At 60.9% G+C, this 23,557-nt stretch carries 20 protein-coding genes; 6 read left to right on the top strand and 14 right to left on the bottom strand.

Features of this window, described 5'->3' with window-relative positions; genetic code table 11:
- Positions 1 to 125: 125 nt before the first annotated feature.
- From MRBLMR1_RS29870 to MRBLMR1_RS29840, 7 genes are all read right to left on the bottom strand, one after another.
- Positions 126 to 701 (bottom strand): hypothetical protein, encoded by a 576-nt coding sequence (locus MRBLMR1_RS29870; RefSeq protein ID WP_500067219.1) that lies wholly within the window; start codon positions 699 to 701, stop codon positions 126 to 128.
- Positions 702 to 1,064: 363 nt separating this feature from the next.
- Positions 1,065 to 2,582, bottom strand: a complete 1,518-nt coding sequence (locus MRBLMR1_RS29865) for a long-chain-fatty-acid--CoA ligase (RefSeq protein WP_500067218.1) — start codon at positions 2,580 to 2,582, stop codon at positions 1,065 to 1,067.
- Between the two features lie 95 nt (positions 2,583 to 2,677).
- Positions 2,678 to 3,619: a 3-hydroxyacyl-CoA dehydrogenase NAD-binding domain-containing protein gene (locus MRBLMR1_RS29860; RefSeq protein ID WP_500067217.1), complete on the bottom strand. Its 942-nt coding sequence runs from the start codon at positions 3,617 to 3,619 to the stop codon at positions 2,678 to 2,680.
- A 22-nt stretch (positions 3,620 to 3,641) separates the two neighbouring features.
- On the bottom strand, positions 3,642 to 4,565 hold the full coding sequence (locus tag MRBLMR1_RS29855) for a 3-hydroxyacyl-CoA dehydrogenase (protein ID WP_500067216.1): 924 nt from the start codon (positions 4,563 to 4,565) through the stop codon (positions 3,642 to 3,644).
- A 90-nt stretch (positions 4,566 to 4,655) separates the two neighbouring features.
- Positions 4,656 to 5,882, bottom strand: a complete 1,227-nt coding sequence (locus tag MRBLMR1_RS29850) for a CaiB/BaiF CoA transferase family protein (RefSeq protein WP_500067215.1) — start codon at positions 5,880 to 5,882, stop codon at positions 4,656 to 4,658.
- Positions 5,883 to 5,914: 32 nt separating this feature from the next.
- Positions 5,915 to 6,769 carry an enoyl-CoA hydratase-related protein gene (locus tag MRBLMR1_RS29845; RefSeq protein ID WP_500067214.1) on the bottom strand — a complete coding sequence of 285 codons (855 nt, stop codon included), beginning with the start codon at positions 6,767 to 6,769 and terminating at the stop codon, positions 5,915 to 5,917.
- A 56-nt stretch (positions 6,770 to 6,825) separates the two neighbouring features.
- Positions 6,826 to 8,031, bottom strand: a complete 1,206-nt coding sequence (locus tag MRBLMR1_RS29840; protein WP_500067213.1) for an acyl-CoA dehydrogenase family protein — start codon at positions 8,029 to 8,031, stop codon at positions 6,826 to 6,828.
- Positions 8,032 to 8,626: 595 nt separating this feature from the next.
- Between MRBLMR1_RS29840 and MRBLMR1_RS29835 the strand changes: the two genes are divergently transcribed.
- Complete coding sequence (locus tag MRBLMR1_RS29835) at positions 8,627 to 8,812, top strand: hypothetical protein (RefSeq protein ID WP_500067212.1); 186 nt, start codon at positions 8,627 to 8,629, stop codon at positions 8,810 to 8,812.
- Positions 8,813 to 9,072: 260 nt separating this feature from the next.
- Positions 9,073 to 10,800, top strand: coding sequence for a ubiquinone-dependent pyruvate dehydrogenase (gene poxB / locus MRBLMR1_RS29830; protein ID WP_500067211.1), 1,728 nt, complete (start codon positions 9,073 to 9,075; stop codon positions 10,798 to 10,800).
- Between the two features lie 43 nt (positions 10,801 to 10,843).
- On the opposite strand, the gene MRBLMR1_RS29825 is transcribed toward poxB, so the two are convergent.
- Entirely contained in the window at positions 10,844 to 12,214 is a 1,371-nt protein-coding gene (locus MRBLMR1_RS29825) for a sensor histidine kinase (RefSeq protein ID WP_500067210.1), read from the bottom strand.
- 395 nt (positions 12,215 to 12,609) lie between these two features.
- On the opposite strand from MRBLMR1_RS29825, the gene MRBLMR1_RS29820 reads away from it, so the two are divergent.
- The gene (locus tag MRBLMR1_RS29820) at positions 12,610 to 13,464 is read left to right on the top strand and encodes an alpha/beta fold hydrolase (RefSeq protein WP_500067209.1); all 855 of its coding nucleotides are present in this window, start codon (positions 12,610 to 12,612) and stop codon (positions 13,462 to 13,464) included.
- A 67-nt stretch (positions 13,465 to 13,531) separates the two neighbouring features.
- Here MRBLMR1_RS29820 and MRBLMR1_RS29815 read toward each other — a convergent pair whose 3' ends face one another.
- Positions 13,532 to 13,834, bottom strand: coding sequence for a putative quinol monooxygenase (locus tag MRBLMR1_RS29815; RefSeq protein WP_500067208.1), 303 nt, complete (start codon positions 13,832 to 13,834; stop codon positions 13,532 to 13,534).
- 102 nt (positions 13,835 to 13,936) lie between these two features.
- Positions 13,937 to 14,950, bottom strand: coding sequence for a zinc-binding alcohol dehydrogenase family protein (locus tag MRBLMR1_RS29810; protein ID WP_500067207.1), 1,014 nt, complete (start codon positions 14,948 to 14,950; stop codon positions 13,937 to 13,939).
- 98 nt (positions 14,951 to 15,048) lie between these two features.
- On the opposite strand from MRBLMR1_RS29810, the gene MRBLMR1_RS29805 reads away from it, so the two are divergent.
- Both MRBLMR1_RS29805 and MRBLMR1_RS29800 read left to right on the top strand, forming a co-directional pair.
- Complete coding sequence (locus MRBLMR1_RS29805) at positions 15,049 to 15,435, top strand: winged helix-turn-helix transcriptional regulator (RefSeq protein ID WP_500067206.1); 387 nt, start codon at positions 15,049 to 15,051, stop codon at positions 15,433 to 15,435.
- 18 nt (positions 15,436 to 15,453) lie between these two features.
- Positions 15,454 to 15,696, top strand: coding sequence for a hypothetical protein (locus tag MRBLMR1_RS29800; protein WP_500067205.1), 243 nt, complete (start codon positions 15,454 to 15,456; stop codon positions 15,694 to 15,696).
- A gap of 77 nt (positions 15,697 to 15,773) precedes the next feature.
- Here MRBLMR1_RS29800 and MRBLMR1_RS29795 read toward each other — a convergent pair whose 3' ends face one another.
- From MRBLMR1_RS29795 to MRBLMR1_RS29780, 4 genes are all read right to left on the bottom strand, one after another.
- Entirely contained in the window at positions 15,774 to 16,550 is a 777-nt protein-coding gene (locus tag MRBLMR1_RS29795) for an alpha/beta fold hydrolase (protein WP_500067204.1), read from the bottom strand.
- 134 nt (positions 16,551 to 16,684) lie between these two features.
- Complete coding sequence (locus MRBLMR1_RS29790; RefSeq protein ID WP_500067203.1) at positions 16,685 to 18,739, bottom strand: hypothetical protein; 2,055 nt, start codon at positions 18,737 to 18,739, stop codon at positions 16,685 to 16,687.
- 62 nt (positions 18,740 to 18,801) lie between these two features.
- On the bottom strand, positions 18,802 to 19,671 hold the full coding sequence (locus MRBLMR1_RS29785) for a pPIWI-associating nuclease domain-containing protein (RefSeq protein ID WP_500067202.1): 870 nt from the start codon (positions 19,669 to 19,671) through the stop codon (positions 18,802 to 18,804).
- Between the two features lie 37 nt (positions 19,672 to 19,708).
- On the bottom strand, positions 19,709 to 22,465 hold the full coding sequence (locus MRBLMR1_RS29780; RefSeq protein ID WP_500067201.1) for an ATP-binding protein: 2,757 nt from the start codon (positions 22,463 to 22,465) through the stop codon (positions 19,709 to 19,711).
- A gap of 168 nt (positions 22,466 to 22,633) precedes the next feature.
- Here MRBLMR1_RS29780 and MRBLMR1_RS29775 point away from each other — a divergent pair, with 168 nt between their 5' ends.
- The gene (locus MRBLMR1_RS29775; RefSeq protein ID WP_500067200.1) at positions 22,634 to 23,497 is read left to right on the top strand and encodes an MBL fold metallo-hydrolase; all 864 of its coding nucleotides are present in this window, start codon (positions 22,634 to 22,636) and stop codon (positions 23,495 to 23,497) included.
- Positions 23,498 to 23,557: the final 60 nt, after the last annotated feature.

The following is a 23,557-nucleotide window of genomic DNA, read 5'->3' as shown; positions in this document are numbered from 1 at the left end:
CCGCCGGGACTGGAGTAGGTTTTTTCAGAAATCCGCCCGATTTTCTTGTACCAATCGCGCTTGCCGCGCTTCGGCGGACGCGCGAATTCTCTCTCGCGACGGTACGTGATAAACGGCAAAGAGGCCTACCGTCGCATCACGTCGGCGAGCGCAGCCAATGCGCTGGAGACGGCCGCATAGGTCTTGGTCGCGTTCCCGGTGGCGTCTCCAGTCTTGAGGAGGCGTGCTTCTGTCTGGTCGAGGGACCCGAGGGCTTGGGTTTTTGCACGATCCAAGCCGCTCTGAGCCACGGGAGTGTAGTAACGCCGCGCCTTGAACCGGGGATTGGTGCCGGGCGGGACCACCATACGCTCCTGTGTGCGATCCGCATTGAGATCGACGATATCGGCGAATGACGCCTCGCTCTCGCGTAGCGCTTCACGGATTTGACCGTACTCTCCGTGGAAGGGTATGCGACGCGACGTCAGATCGATACCCTGGCGCACGCAGTCCAACCTGTAGACCCGCGCCGCCGCCATGCACTCGACCCGTACCGCGTCAAGGTCCCGCGAGACGCTACCCGTGACGAGGTCATTGAACGTCAGATCATACTCCGACGTCTCAGTTCCACCGCGCTCGCCTCCTTGGCCGCCTTCGGACTGCGCCCCGGTTGCCGCAAGCACGCCGCAGAGGGCTACGGTGATGAGGGTCTTGGTTCCCATCGTCTTCTCCAGTTCATTTGATGGCGGACAGACTGGATGAATAGCGGCGACTGTTATTGTCCGATGGCGTCGCGGCCGAGATTTGAGAGCGCGTCGCGTCCCCGGCAGCAGCCCGCTGGTTCGCCAATTCGGCGCGAGGTGACGGTAGGGTGAATATGCGGGGGCGCGCCCGGGCTTATCCGAGGTGATCCGGCTATACTGGAAGCCTGCTCTCTACTCGCGCCTGATCGGCTGCACACCCATAGACGCGCCGAAGCTGCTTCTTGTCGAATTTGCCGACACTGGTCCTCGGCAGGCTATCGACGAACTCGATCCTGTCGGGAATGCCGAATTTCGGAATGATGCCGTCGGCGACCAGCGAATTCAGGCGGGCCTTGATGTCGGCCTCCGAGAGCTCGCTGCTCCTGTCACGCTCTTCACCACCAATGCCAGCGGCCGTTCGCCCCATTTGGCATCGTCGACGCCGATGACAGCCACTTCCGCGACGCCGTGGCACTCGGAAATGAGTTCCTCGATCTGTAGCGACGATACCCATTCCCCGCCGCTTTTGATCACGTCCTTGATCCGGTCGACGACCACAAGCGAACCGTCGGACTCCATCACGCCGATATCGCCACTGTGCATGTAGCCTCCGGCCCACAAGTCGTCCGATGCTTCCGCGTTGTCGACGTAACCAGGGGTGAGCCACGGAGCACGCACGACGATCTCGCCAGGCGTCCGCCCGTCATGCGGGACCGCGTTCCCCGCCGCGTCAACGAGACGGAGATCGACAAGAGGCGCGGCAATGCCCGCTCGGGTCCTGATGTCGACCTGCTGCGCCGGGTCTTTTCCAAGATCCCCGGATTTCACCTGTACCGACGTCAGGAGAGGCGCGCTTTCCGACAGTCCGTAGCCGGAATAGATATCGACGCCGAGCTCCATCGCCCGGGCGGCAAGCGATTTCGGGAGCTCCGATCCGCCGACCGCCATCTTGAGGCCAGCGAGGTCGGTCCCGGCGGAGGCCGCCGCGGTGAGGACCATCTCGAGAACCGTCGGCACGCCGTGGGTGAAGGTCACTCCTTCCGTTTTGATGAGCTTGAGCAGAAGCGCGGGATCGTAGCGTCCCGGATAGACCTGCTTGATGCCCGCCAGGGTCGACGTCCATGGAAAACCCCAGGCATGGGAGTGGAACATCGGGGTGACGGGCATGTAGACGTCATCGCGCGACAGACGGCCCTGGCGGGCGGCGACACCCGAGAAAGCCATCTGGGCCAAGGTGTGGAGAACAAGCTGTCTATGGCTAAAAGACACTCCCTTAGGCAGCCCCGTCGTCCCGCTCGTGTAGAACGTGGTCGCGAGCGCGTTCTCGTCGAAATCCGGAAAATCGTAGCTGGCGGAGGCGGAAGCGAGCAGGGCTTCGTATTCGCCGACAAACTCTAGGCGACCCGTATGCGGATCAGCCCGGTCCGACATGACGACGAGGCTCTTCACCCTGGGCAGTTTGTCCCGGATCTCCTCGAGCAGCGGTACGAAGTCGTCGTTGACGAGAAGAACGGCAGCGCGTCCGTGATCGATCGTGTAGGCCACGTTTTCAGCAGGCAAGCGGACATTGACGGTCTGCAGGACGGCACCCATCATCGGAACGGCAAAGTAGGCTTCGAGGAAGCGGTTGCTGTCCCAGTCGAGAACGCCGACGGTGTCTCCCGGCCGGACGCCGAGCTGCGCAAGCGAGGAAGCGAGACGACCGATCCGCTCGTGGAGCTGGCGATAGGTAAAGCGGGCGATGTCGCGATAGACGATCATCTGGTCGGGGGCCTGCTGGAGCGTCGTGTGCCACAGTTGCTTGATCAGCAGCGGGTACTGGTATGCCGAGGCGGAGCCTTCCGAAAGTCGCGCGTTCATGATCATTTCTTTCGGAAGGCTCGTGGGAGATCGGGATTGGCGGCTGAAACCGGGCGGGAAGTACAAGCCCGGCCTGCCATGAGGTTGGCGCGTTTTCAGGTCGCGTTGGCCCGCAACTGAAGAATGCCGATCAGCAGTTCGTCGCGTGCGGCCGCGAGCTCCTCGATGGTGCGCGAGCCGACTTCCGCGTGGACGCTGTCGACCAGCTTTTTCTGCACTTCCGGTGTCAGTTCCGGCGACCCGAGGCTGCCCCAGGAGGTTTTCAGCGGGCCAGCGAACTGCTGGAGGAAGTGCTCGATGCCGCCGGGGCCGCCGCCGAGATGGTTGAGCATCATGTTGCCCATGATCCCCCAGCGCAGGCCTGGTCCGGCCGTCAGCGCCTTGTCCACGTCGGCCGCGCTGAGGATACCTTCCGAGACGAGGTAGTAGACCTCGCGTGCGAGCGCCGCCTGGAGGCGGTTCGCGACATGGCCGGGCATTTCCTTGTTGATGCGCACCGTCTCCTTGCCGAGCGAGGTGTAGAATTCCATCGCGCGCAGGATCGTGTTTTCGGAAGTCTTCGCGCCGCCGACGATTTCCACCAGAGGCATGAGATGGGGCGGATTGAACGGATGGCCGATGACACAACGCTCGGGATGCACGGTCGCCCCGAGCTGTATCTCGCTCATCGGGAGACCCGAAGAGCTGGATGCGATAATCACCTCCGGGGGCAGCAGCGCATCCAGCTGGGCGTAGAGCTTCTGCTTGAAGTCCAGGCGCTCGGGTCCGTTCTCCTGAACGAGATCGACACCCTTCATCGCCTCGGCCAGATCGCTGGAGAAGGCGAGCCGCAAAGGCGAAGCGCCGGGGGTCAGGCCGAGCCTCTCGAGCGCGGGCCAAGCGTCGTAGACGTATTTCTTCAACGCCTCCTCCGCGTTCGGCGCGACATCGGTGGCGACGACATCGAGGCCTTTGGCCAGGAAGAATGCCGCCCAGCTCGCGCCGATAACGCCTGTTCCGATAACCGCGACCGAGGAAATTTGCTTGAAGTGGGACATTGTAGAACTCCTGTTGAAAACGTCAGATGAAGGCAATGCCGGCGAGGTTGCCCTGTGCGAATAGAAGCGTCTTCTTCTCGGAGCCATCCAGGCGCGCCGAATAGACGGAGCCGCCGAGATCGGTGAAGAACATCCGGTTTCCGGCCAGATCGAGCGCGATGCCGATACCCTCCATGAGGTCGCTCGCGACGATATCGGGAACGCGGGCTTTTCCGGCGACCCGGTCGAGAGGCGCGCGATTGACCGTGTTGCCGTCCGGCGGGTTGCCGCGGTCGGTCCAGTACAGGACGCGGTTTGCTGTATCGAGCTCGAGGTCGATCGGCTCCGGCAGGTCATCGAAAATGACCTCGATATCACTGCGCTCGGCGGCTGAATCGCCCCGGGGCATATTCACGCCCGCACGGAAGATGTACCCGAGGCCCGCGTTGTCCGGGCCTTTCTGCGTCCAGTAGAAATGCCCGCGAACCGGGTCGACCGTGATCCCGACGCACCACTTGGTGGCGTCGCGACGATCGTCTTCGCCCTGTCCCGTCTGTACGAGCGTCTCGACTTCGGTGCCGTCGAGGTTCGCGCGCATGACCCGCATCCCCTCGCGATCGCACCAGTACAGCTTGCCATTCTGCTTATCGAGATGGATCTGCTTGGGAGTATAGGTGACGCCGACCGGGATGATCACCGTCCGATTGCCGCCATCGAGGTCCGCGCGCTCGATGGAGCCGTCATCGGCCTTGGGTTGGCCCATGTTCGTCCAGTAGATATGCCCGGCTGCGATATCGACCACGATACCGTCGGGGAGGCGGCATTCCGTCACGATGACCTTGTGGTCGCTGCCGTCCGCGTTCATCGAGTGGATCCGGCCTCCGCTCAGTTCGAGAAGAAAAAGCCGCCCGCTCTCGCCATCGCGGTTCGATGTCGAGTTCGACCGCGTCGCCAAACCGTTGTCCATGTGTAGGTCCTTTACTTGCCACCCGTTCCGGGCATCTGGCTTGTGTTTCCCGCCGCCCCTGATCCGGGGCCGCGGCGCTGCACGCCGAGCTCAGGCTGCTTTTTCCGCTCCGCCGAGTATGGCTCCGTCGGCCCTGAGGGTTGCGACCGTGGCTGGGTCGATGCCGAGTTCCGCGAGGATTTCGTCGGTGTGCTCTCCAAGTCCCGGAGCGCTCTTTGCCTGAACCTTCGCGACGTCGTGCACCTTGATCGGGCTGCTGACTGTCGATGTCACCTTGTCGCCAGCTCCCTCGATCGGGACGACGATGTCGTTCGCTCGCAGCTGGGGATCCTTGACAACCTCCTGAGGCCCGCGAACTTCGCCGAAGGTGACGCTCAATCCGGCGAAAACCGAATGCCAATGCTCCATCGGCTTGGCCCCGAAAACCTCGTCGAAGATGAACGTAAGCTCTGACATGTGCGCCATCAGCTGCTCGGAATTGGCAAAGCGCGGATCGGTCAGAAGGTCCGGACGGCCGATTGTCTCGGCGACGGCGGGCAGCTTGTCGGCAGTGAGGACAAGGACGAACCACGTCCCGTCGGCGGCGCGGTAGACGTTCATGGCCGCGCTGGCGGGATGGGTGCGGTCATGCATCGGCGGGAACCTGGCGTCCGCGAGGGCCGCCTGGATCGAGACGCTCGCCGACCAGACACCCTGCGCGAGAAGGGACGTGGTCACGTGCGAGCCCTTGCCCGTCCGTTCCCTCCGATAGAGGGCGGTCACGATGGCCGAGTAGAGACCGACAGCCGTCGCGTTGTCACCACTGCCGCTGACAGGCCAGGTCGGAGGCAGTCCGGCGTCGCGTGTCATGGAAAGCAGGCCGCTCCGCGCCCAGTAGGACGTGATGTCGAAGCCGGGGAGCTTGGCGTCGGGCCCGCTCTCGCCGAACCCGGTGAGGTCGGCGTAGACCAGCCGATCGTTCCACCCGGCGATGTCTTCATATTCGAGGCCGAGCCGTTTGCGGGCGTCGTGCGGGGTGTTGACGATCAGCACGTCGGCCCATTCAACCAGCTTCCGGACGACCTGACCGGAATCGGGTGATTTCAGGTCGAGCGCGATGCTGCGCTTGTTCCTGTTGGCGAGATGCCATTGGTAGGGCTCTTCGGACTGCGGCTGGAACGGCACCTTGTTGCCCCGTCGCCAGGGATCGCCATGGAGCGGCTCGACCTTGATGACGTCGGCACCAAAGTCAGACAGGATCACCGCTGCGCTGGGTCCGGCGATGTAGCTCGACAGATCGACGACCTTGAGCCCGGTGAAAATGCTATCGGTTTGCATGGAATTCTCCTCGATTGAAGGGGCAGGGCGCGTCAGCGTCCGCGAAAACGGGCGGCGCGCTTTTCCAGGAAGGCCGCTGTTCCCTCCTTCTTGTCGTCAGTTCCGGCGCAGAGCCCGAAATACGAGGCCTCGAGTGCCAGGCCCTGGCTTTGGTGGGTGTCCATCCCCTTGTTGGTCGCCTCGAGCGCATATCTCACGGCGACGGGCCCGTTTCCGGCGATCTCGTACAGGATCGCCTCAGCGCGCCGGATAAGTTCCGCGTCCGGCACGATCTCGTTGATCAGCCCGATCCGGTACGCCTCCTCGGCGCTGATCATGCCGCCAGTCAGGATAAGCTGAAGCGCGCGGCCCTTTCCCACGAGGCGAGGTAGCCTCTGTGTGCCGCCGCCGCCGGGGAGGAGGCCGAGCTTGACCTCCGGCTGGCCGAACTTCGCGTGGCCGACTGCGATGCGTATAGTGCAGGCCATCGCCGTCTCGCAGCCGCCGCCGAGCGCGAAGCCGTTGATCGCTGCCACGACGGGTTTGCCAAGGCCCTCGATAAAATCGAGAACCTTTTGGCTCCGACGGCTGGATGCTTCGGCCTCGACTGCACTCAACTGGGCGAGCTCGGAGATGTCGGCTCCCGCCACGAAAGCGCGATCACCAGCTCCGGTGAGGACCACTCCGCGGATGCTGTCATCGTCCCGCGCGTCCAGAAAGGCAGCGCGGAGCTCGGACCAGGTTTCGCCGTTGAGCGCGTTGAGGACCTTGGGACGATTGACCGTCACGTAGGCGATGACACCTGTCTTCTCGTAAAGGACATTCCGGAGGTCCGTTCCGGTCCCACTGGTCGCGGGGTTCAGGGCTGCGGTATCGGCGAGCGGACGCGCGGCGGCTGGGGAGTCCATGGCCGTCTCCTTGTTTCGACTTGTATTGACTTGAATTCGGGCGTTTGGATGCGTCTTCAGACGAAGGCGCTGTAACCCGTGGCGGCCTTGCCGACGATCAGGTTCTGCATCTGGAAGGTGCCCTCGTACGAGTAGAGCGCTTCGGCGTCGGCAAAGAGCCGTCCGACATTGTTGTCGACAACGATGCCGTTCGCTCCGCAGAGTTCCCGTGCCCAGGCTACCGACTCGCGCATCCTGGCCGTGGTGAACGCCTTGGCGAGAGAGGCGTGCTGGTCGAGCAGCTTGCCTTCGTCTTCGATCTCGGCCAGCCGCAACATCATGGACTGGCAAGCCGTGACGTTGGCCAGTATCTTCGCAATGAGTTCCTGGACCATCTGGAACGCGGCGATCGGCTTGCCGAACTGCTGCCGCTGCTGGGCGTATTCGAGGGCGGCGTCGTAGGCCCCCATCTGAACGCCCGTCGACATCCAGCCGACGCCGGAACGGGTGAGGCGCAGGACGTGCGCCGTATCGCGGAAGGAGTTGGCGTTTGCGAGGTGGTTTTCATCGGGGACGCGGCAGTCTTTCATGGTGATCAGACCGTTCTGGACCACCTTGAGCGCCATCTTGTTCTCGATCTTCTCGACGCTGAAGCCGGGGGTCGTCTTGTTCTCGACGATGAAGCCCTTGACCTGGTTGTCGGCGACGTCGCGTGCCCAGATGATCGAGATGTCGCACCACGGCGCGTTGCCGATCCACTTCTTCTGGCCGTTGAGGACCCACGTGTCGCCGTCGCGTTTCGCCGTCGAGGTAAGTCCGCCACCCGTTCCCGAACCGACCAGAGGTTCGGTCAGGCCGAAGCAGCCGATCCGCTCGAGGCTAGCCATGGCCGGAAGCCATTTCTGTTTCTGTTCGTCGGAACCCAACACGGCGATGGAACCCATGGCGAGCGCGGTATGCACGCCGAAGAACGTGGCGAAGGACGGATCGACGCGACCCATCTCCATCGTCAGCATGCCGATCAGCTTCGAACTGTGTCCGGCGGTGCCGATGCCGCCGATATCCAGAGCCTTGAGCGGTTCGATCAGTTCGAAGGGGAACGCGTCCTCGACCCAGTATTTGTTGATGATCGGAGCAACCTTGGCATGCATGAAGTCGCGAACCTTTGACAGGATCGCCTGTTCGTCGGCGCTGAGTGTCTCCACGATGTTGTAGAAATCGCTGTTGGGCAGCGGAAGCGGCTTGTGGGCGTGGTCTTTTATCGCGGTGGCTGACGAAGGCATGTCGGGTCTCCATGTAAGGCAGGAACCGGGACGGGCTGTTTCCGGGCCATCTTGCGGTTAGTGCCGTTGACTTGGATGGAAGGTGCCCACAGACGCGCTCCAATTCTTGTAAAACGCTGGCTTCATTGGCTGTCCGACCGGAAACAGCCGTTGCGCACTCTGCCAGGGGCTAGTTGAAAACCGCTTGGATGCCGGGGTTTGAGCTGGCCCACCCCGGTTTTCTTCCTAGATATCCCGCATGACTTGCCGGAGAGCCGAGACCGTTTTGACAGATCAAAGCCATTTCAGGTTCGATATGCACGATCTCGAGACAATTCATTTCGCGGTCACGCGCTGGTGTCTGGCGACGGGGATCGCGATGTCCCATCCCAAGGCACTGCGAGCCGCACGAGAGGCTTTCAGACTGTACCGACAGGATATGGATGAACAGGAGCTCGCAGTGTTGCTTCATCACAGCATGCGAGCGATTCACTGAACGGCGAGCACCTCAGTCAGGACCGTCGTCTCTCGTTGAAGGCGAAAACAGGACGGGATCATCCAAGAAGTGCCGTTCCGGTCGCGCTCTAGTCGTGAAAGACCAACGGAGCAGATGAACATGCACAGCAGACTCGAACAGCAGACTGAACAGGTCAGGGACGGAGCCGAAAGCCTGCCGGAGTTCGCCGATGTCGCACTCGCGGTTCCACAGGTGCCCAAATCGAGGCCGGACGAGTTGCTCGACGAAGCGCTGATGGAATCCTTTCCCGCCAGCGATCCGATGGCATCGGGCCGGATGGACTGAGCCGCCGCTCCGGTCGCTCGCGACGCATAGCTGGCATGCGGTAGGGCTGTCGGAGCTTGAAGGTCCGAGCCGAGCCTCTACGTCGGGCTAGTGCCCGGCTTGCGGCAACGAGATCGGCGGCTGCGAAACCCTTTGCGTTTCGCATACACCGAACCGACCTTACCGCGGCCCGCTACGTTCATTTTCCGGGGCGCTCCTTTGGGGCTGTTCCGCCCGGCCCGCAATTTGAGGGCCACCTCACATGCAGGAACGAGGTTCTCATGGCAAAGCAGACAATAGCCGAATTGATCGTAGACACGCTCGAAGCGGCGGGGGTGAAGCGCGTCTACGGCGTTACCGGAGATTCCTTGAACGGGCTGAGCGACGCCCTTCGTCGGAAAGGTACGATTGAGTGGGTCCATATGCGGCACGAGGAGGCTGCGGCCTTCGCGGCTGGCGCGGAAGCCCAGCTCACCGGGAAGCTCGCGGTATGCGCGGGCAGTTGTGGTCCGGGTAACCTCCACCTCATCAACGGTCTCTACGACTGCCATCGAAGCGGGGCGAGGGTGCTCGCCATCGCCGCCCAAATCCCCAGTTCCGAGATCGGCAGCGGATACTTCCAGGAAACACATCCCGACAAGATCTTCGCCGAATGCAGCCACTACACCGAGTTGGTCTCCACGACACAGGTCATGCCGCGGGTGCTCGACATCGCAATACGGCAGGCGGTATCCAAGCGCGGCGTCTCGGTCGTGGTGATCCCCGGCGACGTCGCGATGGAAAAGGTCGAGACGGCCGCCCCGGACAGATGGGTCATTCCGACCGACCCGATCGTCGTGCCGACTGACGACGATCTCGACCGAGCCGCCGCCCTGCTGAACGAAGCGGGCCGCGTGACGATCCTGGCAGGCGCGGGATGTGCCGGAGCGCATGACGAGGTCGTAAGGCTCGCTGGAATTCTGAAAGCGCCCGTCGTACACGCGCTGCGCGGCAAGGAGCACGTCGAGTGGGAAAACCCCTACGATGTCGGGATGACGGGTCTCATCGGCTTTGCGTCCGGCTATCACGCCATGAAGCAGTGCGACACGCTCCTGATGCTCGGTACCGACTTCCCATACCGCCAATTCTATCCGGAAGGGGCCAAGGTCATCCAGATCGATCTCGACGCATCCAGGCTCGGCAGGCGAACCACGCTGTCACTCGGACTGGTAGGTGAAATCGTTCCGACTGTATCCGCTCTCATTCCGAAACTCAGGGACAAGGACGATCCCGTACACCTTGAGAAGTCGCAGGCAAACTACAGGGACGCCCGGAAAGGCCTCGACGAGCTCGCTACGGCCGGAAAGCAGGGCGAGGCCATCCACCCGCAATATGTCGCGCGTCTCCTCAGCGAGATCGCCTCGGAAGACGCCGTGTTCACATGCGACGTCGGCACTCCGACGGTATGGGCCGCGCGCTACCTCAAGATGAACGGCAGGCGGCGTCTGCTGGGCTCGTTCGTACATGGATCAATGGCGAACGCCATGGTCCAGGCTATCGGTGCCCAAGCGGCATTCCCGGGGCGCGAAGTCGTGTCGCTCTCCGGCGACGGCGGCTTTGCGATGCTCATGGGCGACCTTCTCACCCTTCGGCAGAGCAATCTTCCGGTCAAGATCGTCATTATCAACAACGGCGTTCTCGGCTTCGTTGACATGGAGATGAAGGCCGCCGGGTTCCTGCCGTCGAATGTCGATCTAGCCAACCCGAATTTCGCCGCGATGGCGGAAGCCGGAGGCATCATGGGCATCCGGGTCGAGAGCGCGGCCGATCTCGACCATTCGCTTAGGACGGCCTTTTCCCACAATGGCCCGGCCGTGGTCGATGTCGTGACGAACCACGACGAGCTGGCTCTCCCGCCCAAGATCACGCTCGAACAGGTAAGCGGCTTCAGCCTCTGGATGGCCAAGGCGGTGTTGAGCGGCCGGGGCGACGAGGTCCTCGACCTCGCAAAATCCAACATTCGTTGGTGAACGGTGAAATCGCCGGGCCATCCGGAAGAGGACAGCCCTGCGATCATGTAGTCGCGTGCTGCGGCGGTTTCCCGCTATCCGAAACCGGAGGCAGCGGAAGGGAGATCACGAATGTCGCCCCGCGCTCTTGGTTGTTCCTGACATTCAGGGTGCCACCGAAGCTTTCGATGATGGAGCGGCAGATCTGCAGACCCATGCCCATCCCACCCGACTTGGTGGAGAAGAACGGCTGGAAGACGAGCTTGAGGTTTTCCTCCGAGATGCCTGGCCCGTTGTCGCTAACCTCGATGGTCAGCCCCTGTTCGGGAGACCGACGGGATGTGATGGTAACGATGCGCTCGCACTCGACCTGTGACATCGCGTCGGCGGCGTTGGTGATCAGGTTGATGAAAACCTGCTGGATGTCTGTCCTGTCGGCCATGACTTCGATGGCGTCGTCATCCAGCGAGAGCTGCATTCGCGAGCGACGGGCAGCGAGATCACCCTCGAGAACGTAGCTCGTTTCCGTCAGGAGTTGCCTGAGATCGACACGGCTGGGGTCCTTGGCACCCTTCACGAGCTTGTCCCGGGTGTTCCGGATGATCGCGCTCATCCTGTCGGCGTTGAGACGGATGCCCTCAAGGGAGCGGGCGACCTCCTCAAGGCGTGGCGGGGTCCTTTGTAGCCAACGTTCCGCGCTCTTTGTCCCGAGACCTATCGCCAGCAGCGGCTGGTTGAGTTCGTGCGACAACGTCGTGGAAATCGCGCCGACCGCCAAAGCCCGGCTGGCCCGAGCGAGGTCCTCGCGGGCGGAAAGGATCGCCTCGCGATCCCGGAGCTGTTCGGTGATGTCGATATGCGTTGAAAGCGAAACGGACCAGTCGTCAGGCACATTGACGCCGACAGCGACAGTTACCTTCCGGTTGTCCTTGCCGATCAACGTTGCCGTAGAAGCAAAATGATGGCGACCGTCGAACATAGCGTGCAGCTGCTCCTGCATGACGCGACGGGAGTCCACGGCGTTTTCCGTCGGGGGCTTCGCGACCAGCTCTGCATGATCGACATATCCCATCATGTTGAGAAGGGCGTCGTTCACGCGGTTGACCTTGACGGCCGCCAGGCAGCGATCGATGAACTCGGGGTTCTCGGCGGCCAGCCGCTCGAAGCTGGTAGCGCCGTTGGCCTTGGCCTCGTCGATCATCCTCTTGGCTTCGCTGATGTCCTGCTCGGCGTGGGCGTGGTTCATGTCGGAGAACAGGGTGGCGTATCTGACCTCGCTCTTGGCGATTTCATCCGCGTAGGAACGAGCTTGCGCCTCTATCCTCTCGGCGAGCTCACGCGCGCTGTCGCGCGCTGCCAGACCATTCGCACGGGCGTATCCGAAAGCAACGGCGATGCTCGCGTAGAGGCTCGTCGTCACGAGTGTCTCGCCCAACCCGGAAGTCCCCGGCGAACCGACTTGGACTGCTAAAAGCAACGCCACGCAGCCGACCGTCGAAAAAAGCAAATGTCGTCTGATCGCCATACACCAGAGTGCAAAACCCAGAATGATCGTGGGAGACACCCACTGCGCGGCTGCGGGATGCAACAACCCGATCGAGATAGAAACCAGAAGGACCAACAACCCAACACACCAAAGCAATCTCGGTCTCAGTAACTCGTCCACGCACGGTCTCCACAATCAGCGGCATCAAATTTCTGATCCGGCAAAGCGATGTCAATCGGTAATTCGCTGGCTACTCGGGATGAAATCCTTCGGCGTGAATGCAGCATCCTACAATAAAAGCGCGCCTCGAACCTGTTGGCTTTCCAAAACATCAGGAGAGTCCCATGACTGAAACCGCTTCGACGACCCTCACGAAATTCGCAGACCTCGGAGACCGGAAGATCGCCTACCGGAAGTTCGGGAGCGGTATGCCTCTCTTCCTCAACATCAGGTTCCGCGGCACGCTCGATTCCTGGGATCCCTTGTTTCTCGACGAGTTGGCAAAGAATTTTACCGTCGTCATCTTCGACTACACGGGCCTCGGGGCATCCACGGGCACTCCCACCTATGACCGGGCCTCCCTGGTGAAAGACGCCAAGGACCTCATCGACTTCCTCGGCTTCGAGAAGGTCGTCATCGGAGGATGGTCGCTCGGCGGTGTCGTGGCCCAAAAATTCACTGTCACACACCCTGAAAAGGTCTCGCACACGATCCTGATCGGAACCGTACCTCCGGGCAAACCCGAGGTCAGCGGCGAACCTCTTTTCATCAAGACCGCCATGCACCCTTTCAACGGCCTCGACGACCAGACCATCCTCTTCTTCGAACCCGCTTCCGAACGGAGCCGGGACGCCGCCCGTCGATCCTACGACCGCATCGAAAGCCGGAAGACCGATCGCTCCCCGGCGATTCCGGAGGCGGTTTTCATGAAGCTGCTGAGCGAAGCCAAGGACAAGACGACGATCTACCCCGACCCCGAGGGCGTGGATATGGCGGCCCTCGCTTCCGGTCTGCATCCGCTGCTTGTGATCAGCGGCGATCACGACATCGCTTGCCCGATCGGAAACTGGCTGCCACTGACGACCAAGTGGAAGACGTTGCACCTCGTCACCGTCCCACAAGCCGGACATGGCCCCCATCACCAGGAGCCAGCATTCTCTGCTGGAACGGTCGCGTCGTTCGTGAGAACCGTCCTCTGATCTCGCCGAATGAAATGGCCTCGGCTGAAACCGAGGCCACAAGCCGTGTCCTGCCATCGGGACGCCATTAGGCGAGGCGGCTTAGAAGCTGAAGACCCAACGGTTCGGCCAGCAGTTCGTCGAAGTGGGACTGCAGGGAACGAAACGGTGCCGCGCTGCCGTGCGCGTCAAGCGCCGCGACGCTTTCCCATGCTTCAATCATGACGAAGACGGAGCCGTCGCTCCGGTCAACGTGCAGATTGTATGCCAGGCATCCCGGCTCTTTCCTGACATCGGGAATTATCTCATCCAGCCGACGGTGAAGTTCTCCGGCCTTGCCGGGCTTCGCCTTCAGTGTTGCGACGAGATGTACGGTCTGGATGGCGTCCATTGATCTGCGCTTTCTTGCTCTGGCCCTCCGCGGCGACAGGCTGACGGACGGGCGGCGTCGACAAAAAGGAAAGGCGGCCACCCGAGTGGCCGCCCGTATTGCTCAGAAACCCTCGAGAACGATCTTGCCTTTGGCCTTGCCGCTTTCGAGCGTGGCATGGGCCTTCCTGAGGTTCTCTGCGTTGATCGGACGGATGACTTCGGTGACGGTCGTCTTGATCTTGCCGCTGTCGATGAGGGCGGCCACTTCGTTCAGCAGCTTGCCCTGTTCACCGATATCGGCAGTGCCGTAGATGGATCGGGTGAACATAAGCTCCCAATGGATGGAGACCGACTTACGTTTGAAGCCGACGACATCGAGTGCCGCCGGGTCGTCGATGAGACCAAACCTGCCCTGCGGTACAATCAGCTCGATAATTTCGGCAATCTGTGTGTGGGTTTCGTTCGTCGAGAATACAAAGGCCGGAGCGCCGATTCCCAATGCCTCGATCTGCTTGGCCAATGGCTTTGTATGGTCCACGACATGGTGAGCGCCGAGTTCCTTTACCCATGCCCGGGTTTCCGGACGCGAGGCAGTGGCGATCACCGTGACGTCGGTAAGTGCCCGCGCGAGCTGGATCGCGATCGAACCGACGCCGCCGGCACCGCCGATGATCAGGATCGCGTTCGCCGCACCCGGCACGGGTTTGCGGATATCCAGGCGGTCGAACATCATCTCCCATGCGGTGATCGCGGTAAGCGGCAACGCGGCCGCCTCGGTATCCGAGATGGACTTCGGCTTGGTACCAACGATCCGGTCATCTACGAGGTGGTACTCGCTGTTTGCACCCTGACGGATCAGCGACCCGGCATAGAAGACCTCGTCGCCCACCTTGAATGCGCTGGCATTCTCACCCACGGCTTCGACGGTGCCGACAGCGTCCCAGCCGAGGACCTTCCAGGCCCCGTCCGCGGCGGAGACATTCTTCCGGATCTTGTAGTCGACCGGATTCACGGAAATGGCGTTCACCTTGACGAGGATGTCGTGGCCCGTCGGTGTCGGCTTGTCCAGTTCGATGTCCACGAGAGCTTCGGCGCGATCCAGCGCGCCCGCTTGCTTGTAACCAATGGCTTTCATCTTTGATGTCTCCAGTTGCGATGAGCTCGAAGTAGTCCTACATTCTCTGGTAGCCAATACGCACAACGAACGCACATAGTGTCAAAAAGGATACCGTTATGGGAAAGGTCCGCCATTCTCGTTTTGACTGCACCCCGGGATGCTCGGTGGAGGCGGCGATTGCCCTGATCGACGGCAAATGGAAGTCCGTCGTGATGTTCCACCTGATGGACGGGACGCATCGCTTCAACGAGATCCGCCGTAAGATTCCTGGTGTCACGCAGCGCATGCTGACCAATCAGCTGCGGGAACTTGAGGAGGACGGCCTCGTCGATCGGAAGGTCTACGCGCAGGTTCCGCCCAAGGTGGAATACACGCTGTCGCCATTGGGGCAGAGCATGGGTCCGGTCCTGCTGGCTCTCAAGGATTGGGGCGACGCGAACATTGATCGTTTCGGCAAACCGGTGCATGCATCGACCTCTTCCGACGCGCTTGAAGCCGCGTGAAAGAGATGGAGCATTCCTGTGAGTGATCCGGTTGAGAAAGCTGTGACGGCCGCAAAAATCTCTACGCTGTTCAGCGACCCCGACATGGGTGCTAGGCTTTCGCGACTTATACCTGTCGCTGTAGACGAGTTCAGAGAGGGCATCGCCGCATTCGGTCGAGAACTCCGGTACAGCAGGTCGTTTGTCAAATCGCTGACCGTGACGGAACTGCGCGCAAAATTGACGGAAGTCGCCAAGGGCATTCCAAGCGAGGACCGTTAGACGAACCCGCACCGTCAGCGGGTCCGTTGTAGTTTCCTGTCTTGGCAACAGCACCCGGGCTGCAAAGGAGAATGGCTTCACTTTGCCGTCGCGGCGTCTTCGATCACCTTGGCCACGCGGTCGGGATGGGAGACCATCACGACGTGGGACGCGCCTTCGACCACCACCGTCTCTTTAGCGTTGGCGCGGCCCGCCATCCACTTCATGGCTTCGGGCGGGATGTTCTTGTCGGCAGAACCGTAAATCGACCAGGACGGGATGTCCTTCCAGCCCGCGTTCGTGGCGGCTTCGCCGAGCGCGACGTCGGTGACCGGACGCTGGGATGCCGCCATTGCAAGAGCGGCCTTCTCGGGAACGTCGGCCGCGAACTGGTTGTGGAACTTGGCCTGCTGGATGTAGAGGTCCTTCACCCCGTTCTCCAGTTCGACGGGCTTGTCGAGGGTCGGCGGCAGCGTACTGCCCGGAAACTTGCCCGTCAGCGCCAGCGAGGATTCTCCGATGTCCGGCGCGAAGGCGGAAACGTAGACCAGAGCCTTGATCTTGCTGTCCTTGGTCGCCGCTTCCGAAATCACGGCTCCGCCATAAGAGTGACCGACCAGGACGACGGGCGTATCCAAACCAGAAACGATCCGCTTCACGTAGGCGCTGTCGCTTTTCACGCTACGAAGCGGATTGGCCACCGCGACGACCTTGTAGCCATCCTTCTCGAGCTTCGCGATCACCCCGTTCCAGCTGGAGCCGTCGGCGAACGCTCCGTGAACCAGGACGACAGTGGGTTTCGTTTCGGCGGCAAGTCCGCCTCCGGCGCTCAAAGCCGTCGCGAGAAGGGCTGAGCCTACGATCGTTCTCAACATGGGATTTCCTCATCCGTTAATTGCTACAGATGCAGGAAACACCTTCAAGACAGAGAGTTATTGTATGATCGAGGAATGATTTCGGACGGAACAACGGCGGTTATCTGACTTTCAGCCGCGAAGTCGTTCACCTCCTATACGGATGCCAGCAGGTCGTTCGGATCCGGGAGTGTTCTCATATAGGCGTCGCTATCCATGGATGGGCTCCAGAGATGAACCGCCCCCTCTATAAGCAGGGGTATTTCGACAGTCTCCCACATTACGGAGGCCAAGTATGCCCTAAGGCCGGGATGGTTGGAAAAGACATCCGTCGCTACCTGCTCCGCTTCCTCCGCCGATGTGTAGAGTGTTTGATGAGCGAACCCGAACTTGTTCTCCTCGGTGAAGTCGACCGCGCCGCCGGATCGATAGCTTCCAGATGTCAGATAGAGACGCAGGAAATGCGCATCGATAACCGCACAGTCCCCAACGCGGAAGCCAGAGCCCGTACTCTGGTTGACGACGACCAAGGGTACGAAACGCATCGTTTCGTACCCTGGTAGCGGCCCAAGGTACTTCTCCGCCTCCTGCGGGTTGAGCCTAAGCCATTCGGCTTTGCGGCTAGCCTGGGCACAAGCTTTTTCCAGCTTCTTGAGATAGTTGTAACGCTCACGGGGCTCGGATGGTGAAAGGAAGCATTTCACCTCAAGTACGAATACCGTCGATCCAATCCTAAATAGGCCATCGACCTCTTCCTTCGCCTGGTTCTTGGGGATCGAAGCGACTCCGGAGCTGACACCTTGGAAAAGCTCGTTGCTATGTATGGCGAGAGCCAGCTTTTCGCGAACCAGCGCTTCGTACTTGATGCCCAGAGGCGTCTTCGAAAGATCGTCGTTCTGTTTTTTCGAGACCCCTTCCTGCAGCCACCGCTCGAGTCGGCGAACCGGGGAGCCCCAAATAAGAGCCCCGACAAGAAGATAGAGCGTGCCGTCACCGGCAAGAGATACCAGTGGACGATGCCACAGCCCGTTGCGGAACAGGGCCGTCATATCTTCGAACGGGCTAGAGACTAGGTGTGAGAGAATGGTCTCCGCCTGTCCAGGGGAGAGAACGAGCGCCTCCTCCAATAGCAAGGCGATTTGGCTTCCCGGCACGCCGCAGGCGATCCTGTCGATGTCGTTTTCTGTGGCGTATTCGGTGTCGGCTGTCGGAGGAAGGAGGACCTCTGCGAGATCCTGCAGGACTGCGACTGCACGAGCCAAAAGACGGAGAGTGATATCCGGGTGCCTCTGAGAAATCGGCTCGTCAAGGAGTTCGCCAAGATAGGAGCTTTCTATCGTGATCATCGCACCTTCGTGGATGGAACGTCGCTCGTCTGACGGCTCAGTGATCGTTATCTCCAGCGATGCTCCGGTTCCACGATATGCAGTCGCGGTTTTGTTTATCGCGTGGTCTTGCGCGACCGATCTCTGTCCTCCGAAATGGGCTCTTACCATTTGATCCTGAAACATCAGGTTTTCGTCTCTCCAACCCCAGGCAGACCACAGCGCACGATCCGCGGGGACGTTCGGCTTGGCCGTCCAAAAGTCCTCGTCTTCCTTCCCGAAGGACCAAGGCTCCCAGAACACCTGGTGCCATACCTCCTTGAGAACATGTTCTATGGAAAGGATATACTGCGCGGCAGGACCCATCTTCGCGTAGTCGAAACCTTCTCGGGATTCGCTGTCAGGCGCGGTCGACGCTAGGAATAACCAATGCGGAACGCAATCGACGACGGTCATGTTCAATACATCGACACCGCCCGGCGTGGCTATTGGACCTGCTTCTACTTTAAGCCGCCCGACCAGTCCGGAGTAGACTGCTTCTGATCTAGCCGCTTGCTGACGCTGCGCCTCCAGCCCTTTCTCGCGAAGAATACTCCATGACCGATTGGCGTCCGCTATAGCGAAAGTCCCGATTTGCAGCTTGCTGAGACCTGGAAAAAGGAACGGAAAACAGCTTTCCCGCAGTTTCGTCTGGTTGGCTCCGATGATAAGCCCGGCAGATATCAGGGAGAGATTGCGATCTGACATCTCCACTTCGTCGTCGGTAACGAGCGTATTCCACACCGCGACATCCCAGTCGCTCGACGTCGGATGCGCGAGTTTCCTGTCCGCCGAGCCGTTCACCCGATTGAAAATCTCGCATTTTACAGCTTCACTGCCGAGCATATCTAGTTTCCTGCCAATACTGCTACTTTATAGTGCGGATGACGCGCCGACCGATCGAAGGTTCACTCGAAGAAACTGCTATTGTCGACGCGGACACGACCAGCGATCCCCGGCTTGAGGTCTGTCACTTTGGCGACCATATCGACCGAAAACGGGTACTTGTCTTTCATCGACGCGCCGTCGCCCCGGCGGAAGTCGGAGCTGGAGCCGTAGTTCAACTCGACATAGACTGTCCCCCTGACATCGAGTTTGACCTCCTGCGGGCCTATCTCCACGACGCGGATATCGTCGGCGATGACCTCATGCACGACCGTATGTGTCGAAAGCTCGTCCAGTTCCTGTACGACGCTGTCCGTAAGGGCGTCGATCGCGAGATCGTTGGCATGCTCGGAAACGGCAGTGGAGATCGCCGAGCGAACATCGGCGACGGCACTGAGGAACCGCATCATGGCTTCGAGCGCCTGCTCCATGAAAGTCGCCACGGCTTCGTCTCCCTCGATAAGGGTTCCGGGCCTGACATGGGTATACTTCGACAACTCGTCCACGACAGTGCGTAGACGCTTGTGCGCATCGCCGATATCGACGCCCAGCTCCTCGAGTGCCTTATCCGATATGCCGCCCTGCGTGGCGTAAACCATCCGATGCACGCGTGTGGGCTGGTCCTTGAACTCGACCTTCCGTTTCTCGCAGTCCTTTTGCTGTTTCTCGCGATAGGCTTCGTACCACTCGCAGGCTTTGACAGCCTCTTCGGGGGCAAGGAGGTGAAGGACATAGGTCACCGCCTCTCGTATTCCCGCCGCGAACAGGTTGGCCCTGATCGGGTTCGCGCTGTCCCAGGCTACGCCGAGAGAGCCGGCGAGGACCGTTCTCGCGAATTCGTCGGGGAGCATGGCAGCAAGCTTTTCGCCAAGGGCGAGGGTGGACGAACGCAACAAGACAGGTTTCCTTTCATCCGGTGGCCGAGGGCCATTATTGTTCAAACCCGCACATCTCGCGCGTTCCTTCGAGGATTCGCGTCGAGATCGCGAGGTCGATCGGCGGCGCTTCCGCGAAATGGCCGAGCGATCGTTCGACGCGCAGACGGTCCTCGTCGAACGAAGCGGCCGTGGCGAAGGCCGCGAGACTGTTGGCACATCTTAGCTGCCATGTGCGGGCAGACTGGCGCGACGCCAACTCGAAGCCCTGCGACAGCCATTGACGGCCTTCGCCTTCGCCGCGTCGCAGGAGCTTGATACCCTTGAGGCGAAGCAGTTCCGGCTCGCACCAACCTGCTTCTCCCGATAACGCCATTTCGAGGAGATCGAGCCCGATACGTTCGCCGCCGATCGTGATCGTGTTCTCGAGCCTCGGCCCGTGCCCACCGAGCTTTAAACTGGCCAGGGCCGTAGATGGCGCGACGATATCCGTACCGAGAGCGTAGTCGAAGCCGTCGGCCCATTCCTGCCATCGCACGAGTGAGTTCCGGGTCGACGTGTCCCGAAGGACCTCGAGATAGTATCGCCCTTTCTCGTTCATGCCGAGGCCGAAATACACCGGACACACACCGACCGAAAGTGCAAGGCAAGTCGATATCGGGTGATCGACCTCGATGACGTCAGCGGTCAGTTCGTCCAACAGCTCGAGCGAATTGGAGATCTCTCCGCGCAGGTAGGCCGTCTTTGCCATGATCATCAGGCAAAGTGTCTTCTGGCCGAAATTCGCGCCGCTCGTGAGGGTGCCCCTGACATTTACGCCGTTCGCATGGAGGGCCTTTTCCGCCATTCCAAAAGCGTCCGCGTGACTGCCGAGATAGTGGCTATTGTGAGCCAGTATACGGTTGACGGCGGACTCCGCCGCGACTCCAAGGTCGTCGCGCAACGTCAATGCCAACTCGTAGGCTTCGCGATATCTTCCCTGCGTGGTCAGGACGGCGCAGACCCCGCTTTTGGCCCGCAGCGTCTTTGTCGCGTCACCGAGCGCTCTGGCCGAAGAGGCGGCGAGATCGAACTGTCGTACCGCTTCTGCGTCGCCCGCAACGCTGTGAACGTTGTAGGCGATAGCGCCGTATGCCGACCGGAGCTGCGTGTCGATGGCGGGATCGCGGGTCTCCGTCCGATCAAGGACCTCGATGGCCTTCTCGATGTAGAGGAGCTGTTCGTTCATCAGGCCTAGCTGTGTCCAGAGCAAGCCCGAGCCCGCCACCAGCTCGAGGAAAAGCCGCGTGTTTCGCACTGTCTCGCAGAATGCCAGCGCCAAGCGCAAATCGTTGATCAACCCGCCGTAGCTCGCTAGCCACTGGTATGTCGCAAGCTTGTCCCATTCGAGTTCGGCATCCCGCAAACGGGAAAGGACAAAGTGCGCGTGCGCGTCCCGAATCGGAGTTTCCCTCCTGGACGACTGCAGCTTTATGGAGGCGTATTCCCTCGTTGTCTCAAGCAGTCGAAGGGCCGTGCCGGTGTCGGACCTGCTGAGAAGGGATTTCGACTGAAGACCCCAGATCGCGTCCTCGATGTCGTCGTTTTCGAGGAGCGGACCGCAGACCGAGGCCGCGCCGTCTCTGGAGAATGTCTGGGCGAAAACGGAAAGGGCCTGCAGGGCTGTCTTCTCGTTCTCCGTGAGAAATCCGTAACTCCAGTCGAGCGTCGCCTGGAGTGTCTGTTGTCGATGAGGCGCGGTGCGCCGACCGCGTCGGAGTACGGTCAGGGGCTGGTTCAGGGAGTTCAGGAGCTGGTCGAGGCCAAGGTCTATGACCCGGGCTGCGGCGAACTCGATAGCGAGAGGAATTCCGTCCAGCTTCCGGACGATCGCCGCGACGCGAACGAGGTCGTCGATCTGGTTGAGGGACCCTATATCGAGAGAGTGCTCCACGCGATCCATGAACATCGCCATAGCGGAGTAGCTGGATGGGTTGACGGGATTTTCTCCTTCTTGGGGAGTATCGAGCGGGCCGAGCCGTCGGACCATTTCCGACGGTATCCCGAGTGTTTCCCGACTTGTCGCGACGATGAACACGTTTGGGCAGGCAAGGCTCACCTTTTCGATCACTTCTGCCGCCTGCTCGATGACGTGCTCGCAGTTGTCGAAGACAAAGATGATCTTGTGCTGCCCGATGGCGGTGATGATCCCCGGCATCGGATCGGACCCGTAGACCGAAAGCCCCATGAGCGAGGCAAGTGTCGGTCCGATGCGCTCTCCCGCGTTCAATGCGGCGAGGTCGAGGAAGAAGGCGGATTCGTAGCCCTCGCGAATGGTGTTGGCGAATGCGATCGCGACGGTCGTTTTTCCTATCCCGCCGGGACCAACGACACTCATGACACGCGTCCTACGCGATTCGAGGCACCTCTGGATAAAGTCTTCCCGACCTATGACCGCCGTGTGGACACCGGGCAGATTCCCCCTGATCTCCAAGGCGCGCGGCGCGGGGACCTCTACGGGTTTCCGGCTTTGAACGGAAGCGGACAGCAGGTAACCACGACCTGCGACGCTCTGCACCAGGCCATCCGTTTCCCCGGACGCCAGGGCCTTCCTCAGAGCCATGATCGTGACGCGCAAGGAGTTCTCGGCAGACGCGCTTCCTGACCAGACGGCATCGAAAAGTTCTTCGCGCGTGACGACTTCGCCCGCTCTCGAGGCGAGTACGACAAGGACATCCAGCGCCTTTGAACCGATCTTGACGGGCTGTCCCGAGCGCGTGAGGAGCCGTCGAGATTCATCGAGTTCGAATTCGAAAAACCTCAGTACCGACATCAGTTCCCCTCAACCTCGCGGACAATTGCACAAGACGACGCGATCCACGCGGAACGCCATCGTTGTCATATCCGCTCGGGAGCTCCCGCCATACCTAGCCATAGGGTTAGCTTGATCGGACCCTTCTGCCCGTCATAACTGGACCAGCATCTAAGGGGACGGAACAGGATGAAGATCGGTAACGCCGAGGTCACGCGCATCGAGGAGTATCACGGTCTCGGGTTCCCGCCGCAGGCGTTCCTTCCCGACTGGAACGACGCCGCGGTCGAAAAGCACCTCCACTGGATGGTCCCCGGTCACTACTCGCCGGACGACGGGCGGTTGATGGGATCCATACACAGCTGGTTGATCCGGCTGCCGAACCTCACCGTGTTGGTCGACACATGCAGCGGCAACCACAAGAACCGCCCCGACAGCCCGTTCTTCTCGATGATGAACTCACGATATATGGAGAACCTGGCCGCAGCCGGGATAGATCCCGACGATATCGACATCGTCTTCTGCACGCATCTCCACATCGACCACGTCGGCTGGAACACCCGCCTCGTCGATGGTCGGTGGGTCCCCACCTTCAAGAACGCGAAATACATCGCTTCCCGCTCGGAGTTCGAGCGCCTGCTCGCTCACGAGAAGGACATACCGGACAACATGCATATGATCGCGGATACGATCCAGCCGATCGTCGACAGCGGCCAGTGGCTTCTCGTCGATACGCCGTACCAGATCTGCGACGAACTCCATATCGAGGAAAGCCCCGGCCACACGCTCGGGCACTGCCACCTGACTCTCACATCAGGCGACGGGAAGGCGGTCTTCACCGGAGATATCGTCCACCATCCCATCCAGATCCACATACCGAGCTGGAATTCCGCAGCATGCGCAGCGCCCGAGCTGGCCGTACCCACGCGGCTTCGGGTGCTTGAAGGCCTCAGCGAAACGGGGGCATGGCTGATGCCCGTCCATTTCGCGAAGCCCTTCTGTTGCCGCGTCGGCAAACCGGAAGATGGCGGGTTCGTCTGCGTCATGGAGTGATGCGACCCAAGAAGGGTAGCGTATCGCGCGAAGATCGCCTGATGCGCGATGTCTTGGTCT

Source organism: Neorhizobium sp. LMR1-1-1.1 (genome assembly GCF_040675795.1).
In the GTDB taxonomy this organism is placed as follows: domain Bacteria; phylum Pseudomonadota; class Alphaproteobacteria; order Rhizobiales; family Rhizobiaceae; genus Neorhizobium; species Neorhizobium cellulosilyticum.
This window is presented reverse-complemented; position numbering and strand designations above follow the sequence as displayed.

Coding starts and splice junctions, on each gene's coding strand:
- MRBLMR1_RS29775 (WP_500067200.1), top strand. CDS start 22,634: ATGAAGATCGGTAACGCCGAGGTCACGCGCATCGAGGAGTATCACGGT.
- MRBLMR1_RS29795 (WP_500067204.1), bottom strand. CDS start 16,550: ATGTTGAGAACGATCGTAGGCTCAGCCCTTCTCGCGACGGCTTTGAGC.
- poxB (WP_500067211.1), top strand. CDS start 9,073: ATGGCAAAGCAGACAATAGCCGAATTGATCGTAGACACGCTCGAAGCG.
- MRBLMR1_RS29780 (WP_500067201.1), bottom strand. CDS start 22,465: ATGTCGGTACTGAGGTTTTTCGAATTCGAACTCGATGAATCTCGACGG.
- MRBLMR1_RS29860 (WP_500067217.1), bottom strand. CDS start 3,619: ATGTCCCACTTCAAGCAAATTTCCTCGGTCGCGGTTATCGGAACAGGC.
- MRBLMR1_RS29850 (WP_500067215.1), bottom strand. CDS start 5,882: ATGCAAACCGATAGCATTTTCACCGGGCTCAAGGTCGTCGATCTGTCG.
- MRBLMR1_RS29805 (WP_500067206.1), top strand. CDS start 15,049: ATGGGAAAGGTCCGCCATTCTCGTTTTGACTGCACCCCGGGATGCTCG.
- MRBLMR1_RS29810 (WP_500067207.1), bottom strand. CDS start 14,950: ATGAAAGCCATTGGTTACAAGCAAGCGGGCGCGCTGGATCGCGCCGAA.
- MRBLMR1_RS29820 (WP_500067209.1), top strand. CDS start 12,610: ATGACTGAAACCGCTTCGACGACCCTCACGAAATTCGCAGACCTCGGA.
- MRBLMR1_RS29845 (WP_500067214.1), bottom strand. CDS start 6,769: ATGGACTCCCCAGCCGCCGCGCGTCCGCTCGCCGATACCGCAGCCCTG.
- MRBLMR1_RS29835 (WP_500067212.1), top strand. CDS start 8,627: ATGCACAGCAGACTCGAACAGCAGACTGAACAGGTCAGGGACGGAGCC.
- MRBLMR1_RS29870 (WP_500067219.1), bottom strand. CDS start 701: ATGGGAACCAAGACCCTCATCACCGTAGCCCTCTGCGGCGTGCTTGCG.
- MRBLMR1_RS29865 (WP_500067218.1), bottom strand. CDS start 2,582: ATGAACGCGCGACTTTCGGAAGGCTCCGCCTCGGCATACCAGTACCCG.
- MRBLMR1_RS29840 (WP_500067213.1), bottom strand. CDS start 8,031: ATGCCTTCGTCAGCCACCGCGATAAAAGACCACGCCCACAAGCCGCTT.
- MRBLMR1_RS29855 (WP_500067216.1), bottom strand. CDS start 4,565: ATGGACAACGGTTTGGCGACGCGGTCGAACTCGACATCGAACCGCGAT.
- MRBLMR1_RS29815 (WP_500067208.1), bottom strand. CDS start 13,834: ATGGACGCCATCCAGACCGTACATCTCGTCGCAACACTGAAGGCGAAG.
- MRBLMR1_RS29790 (WP_500067203.1), bottom strand. CDS start 18,739: ATGCTCGGCAGTGAAGCTGTAAAATGCGAGATTTTCAATCGGGTGAAC.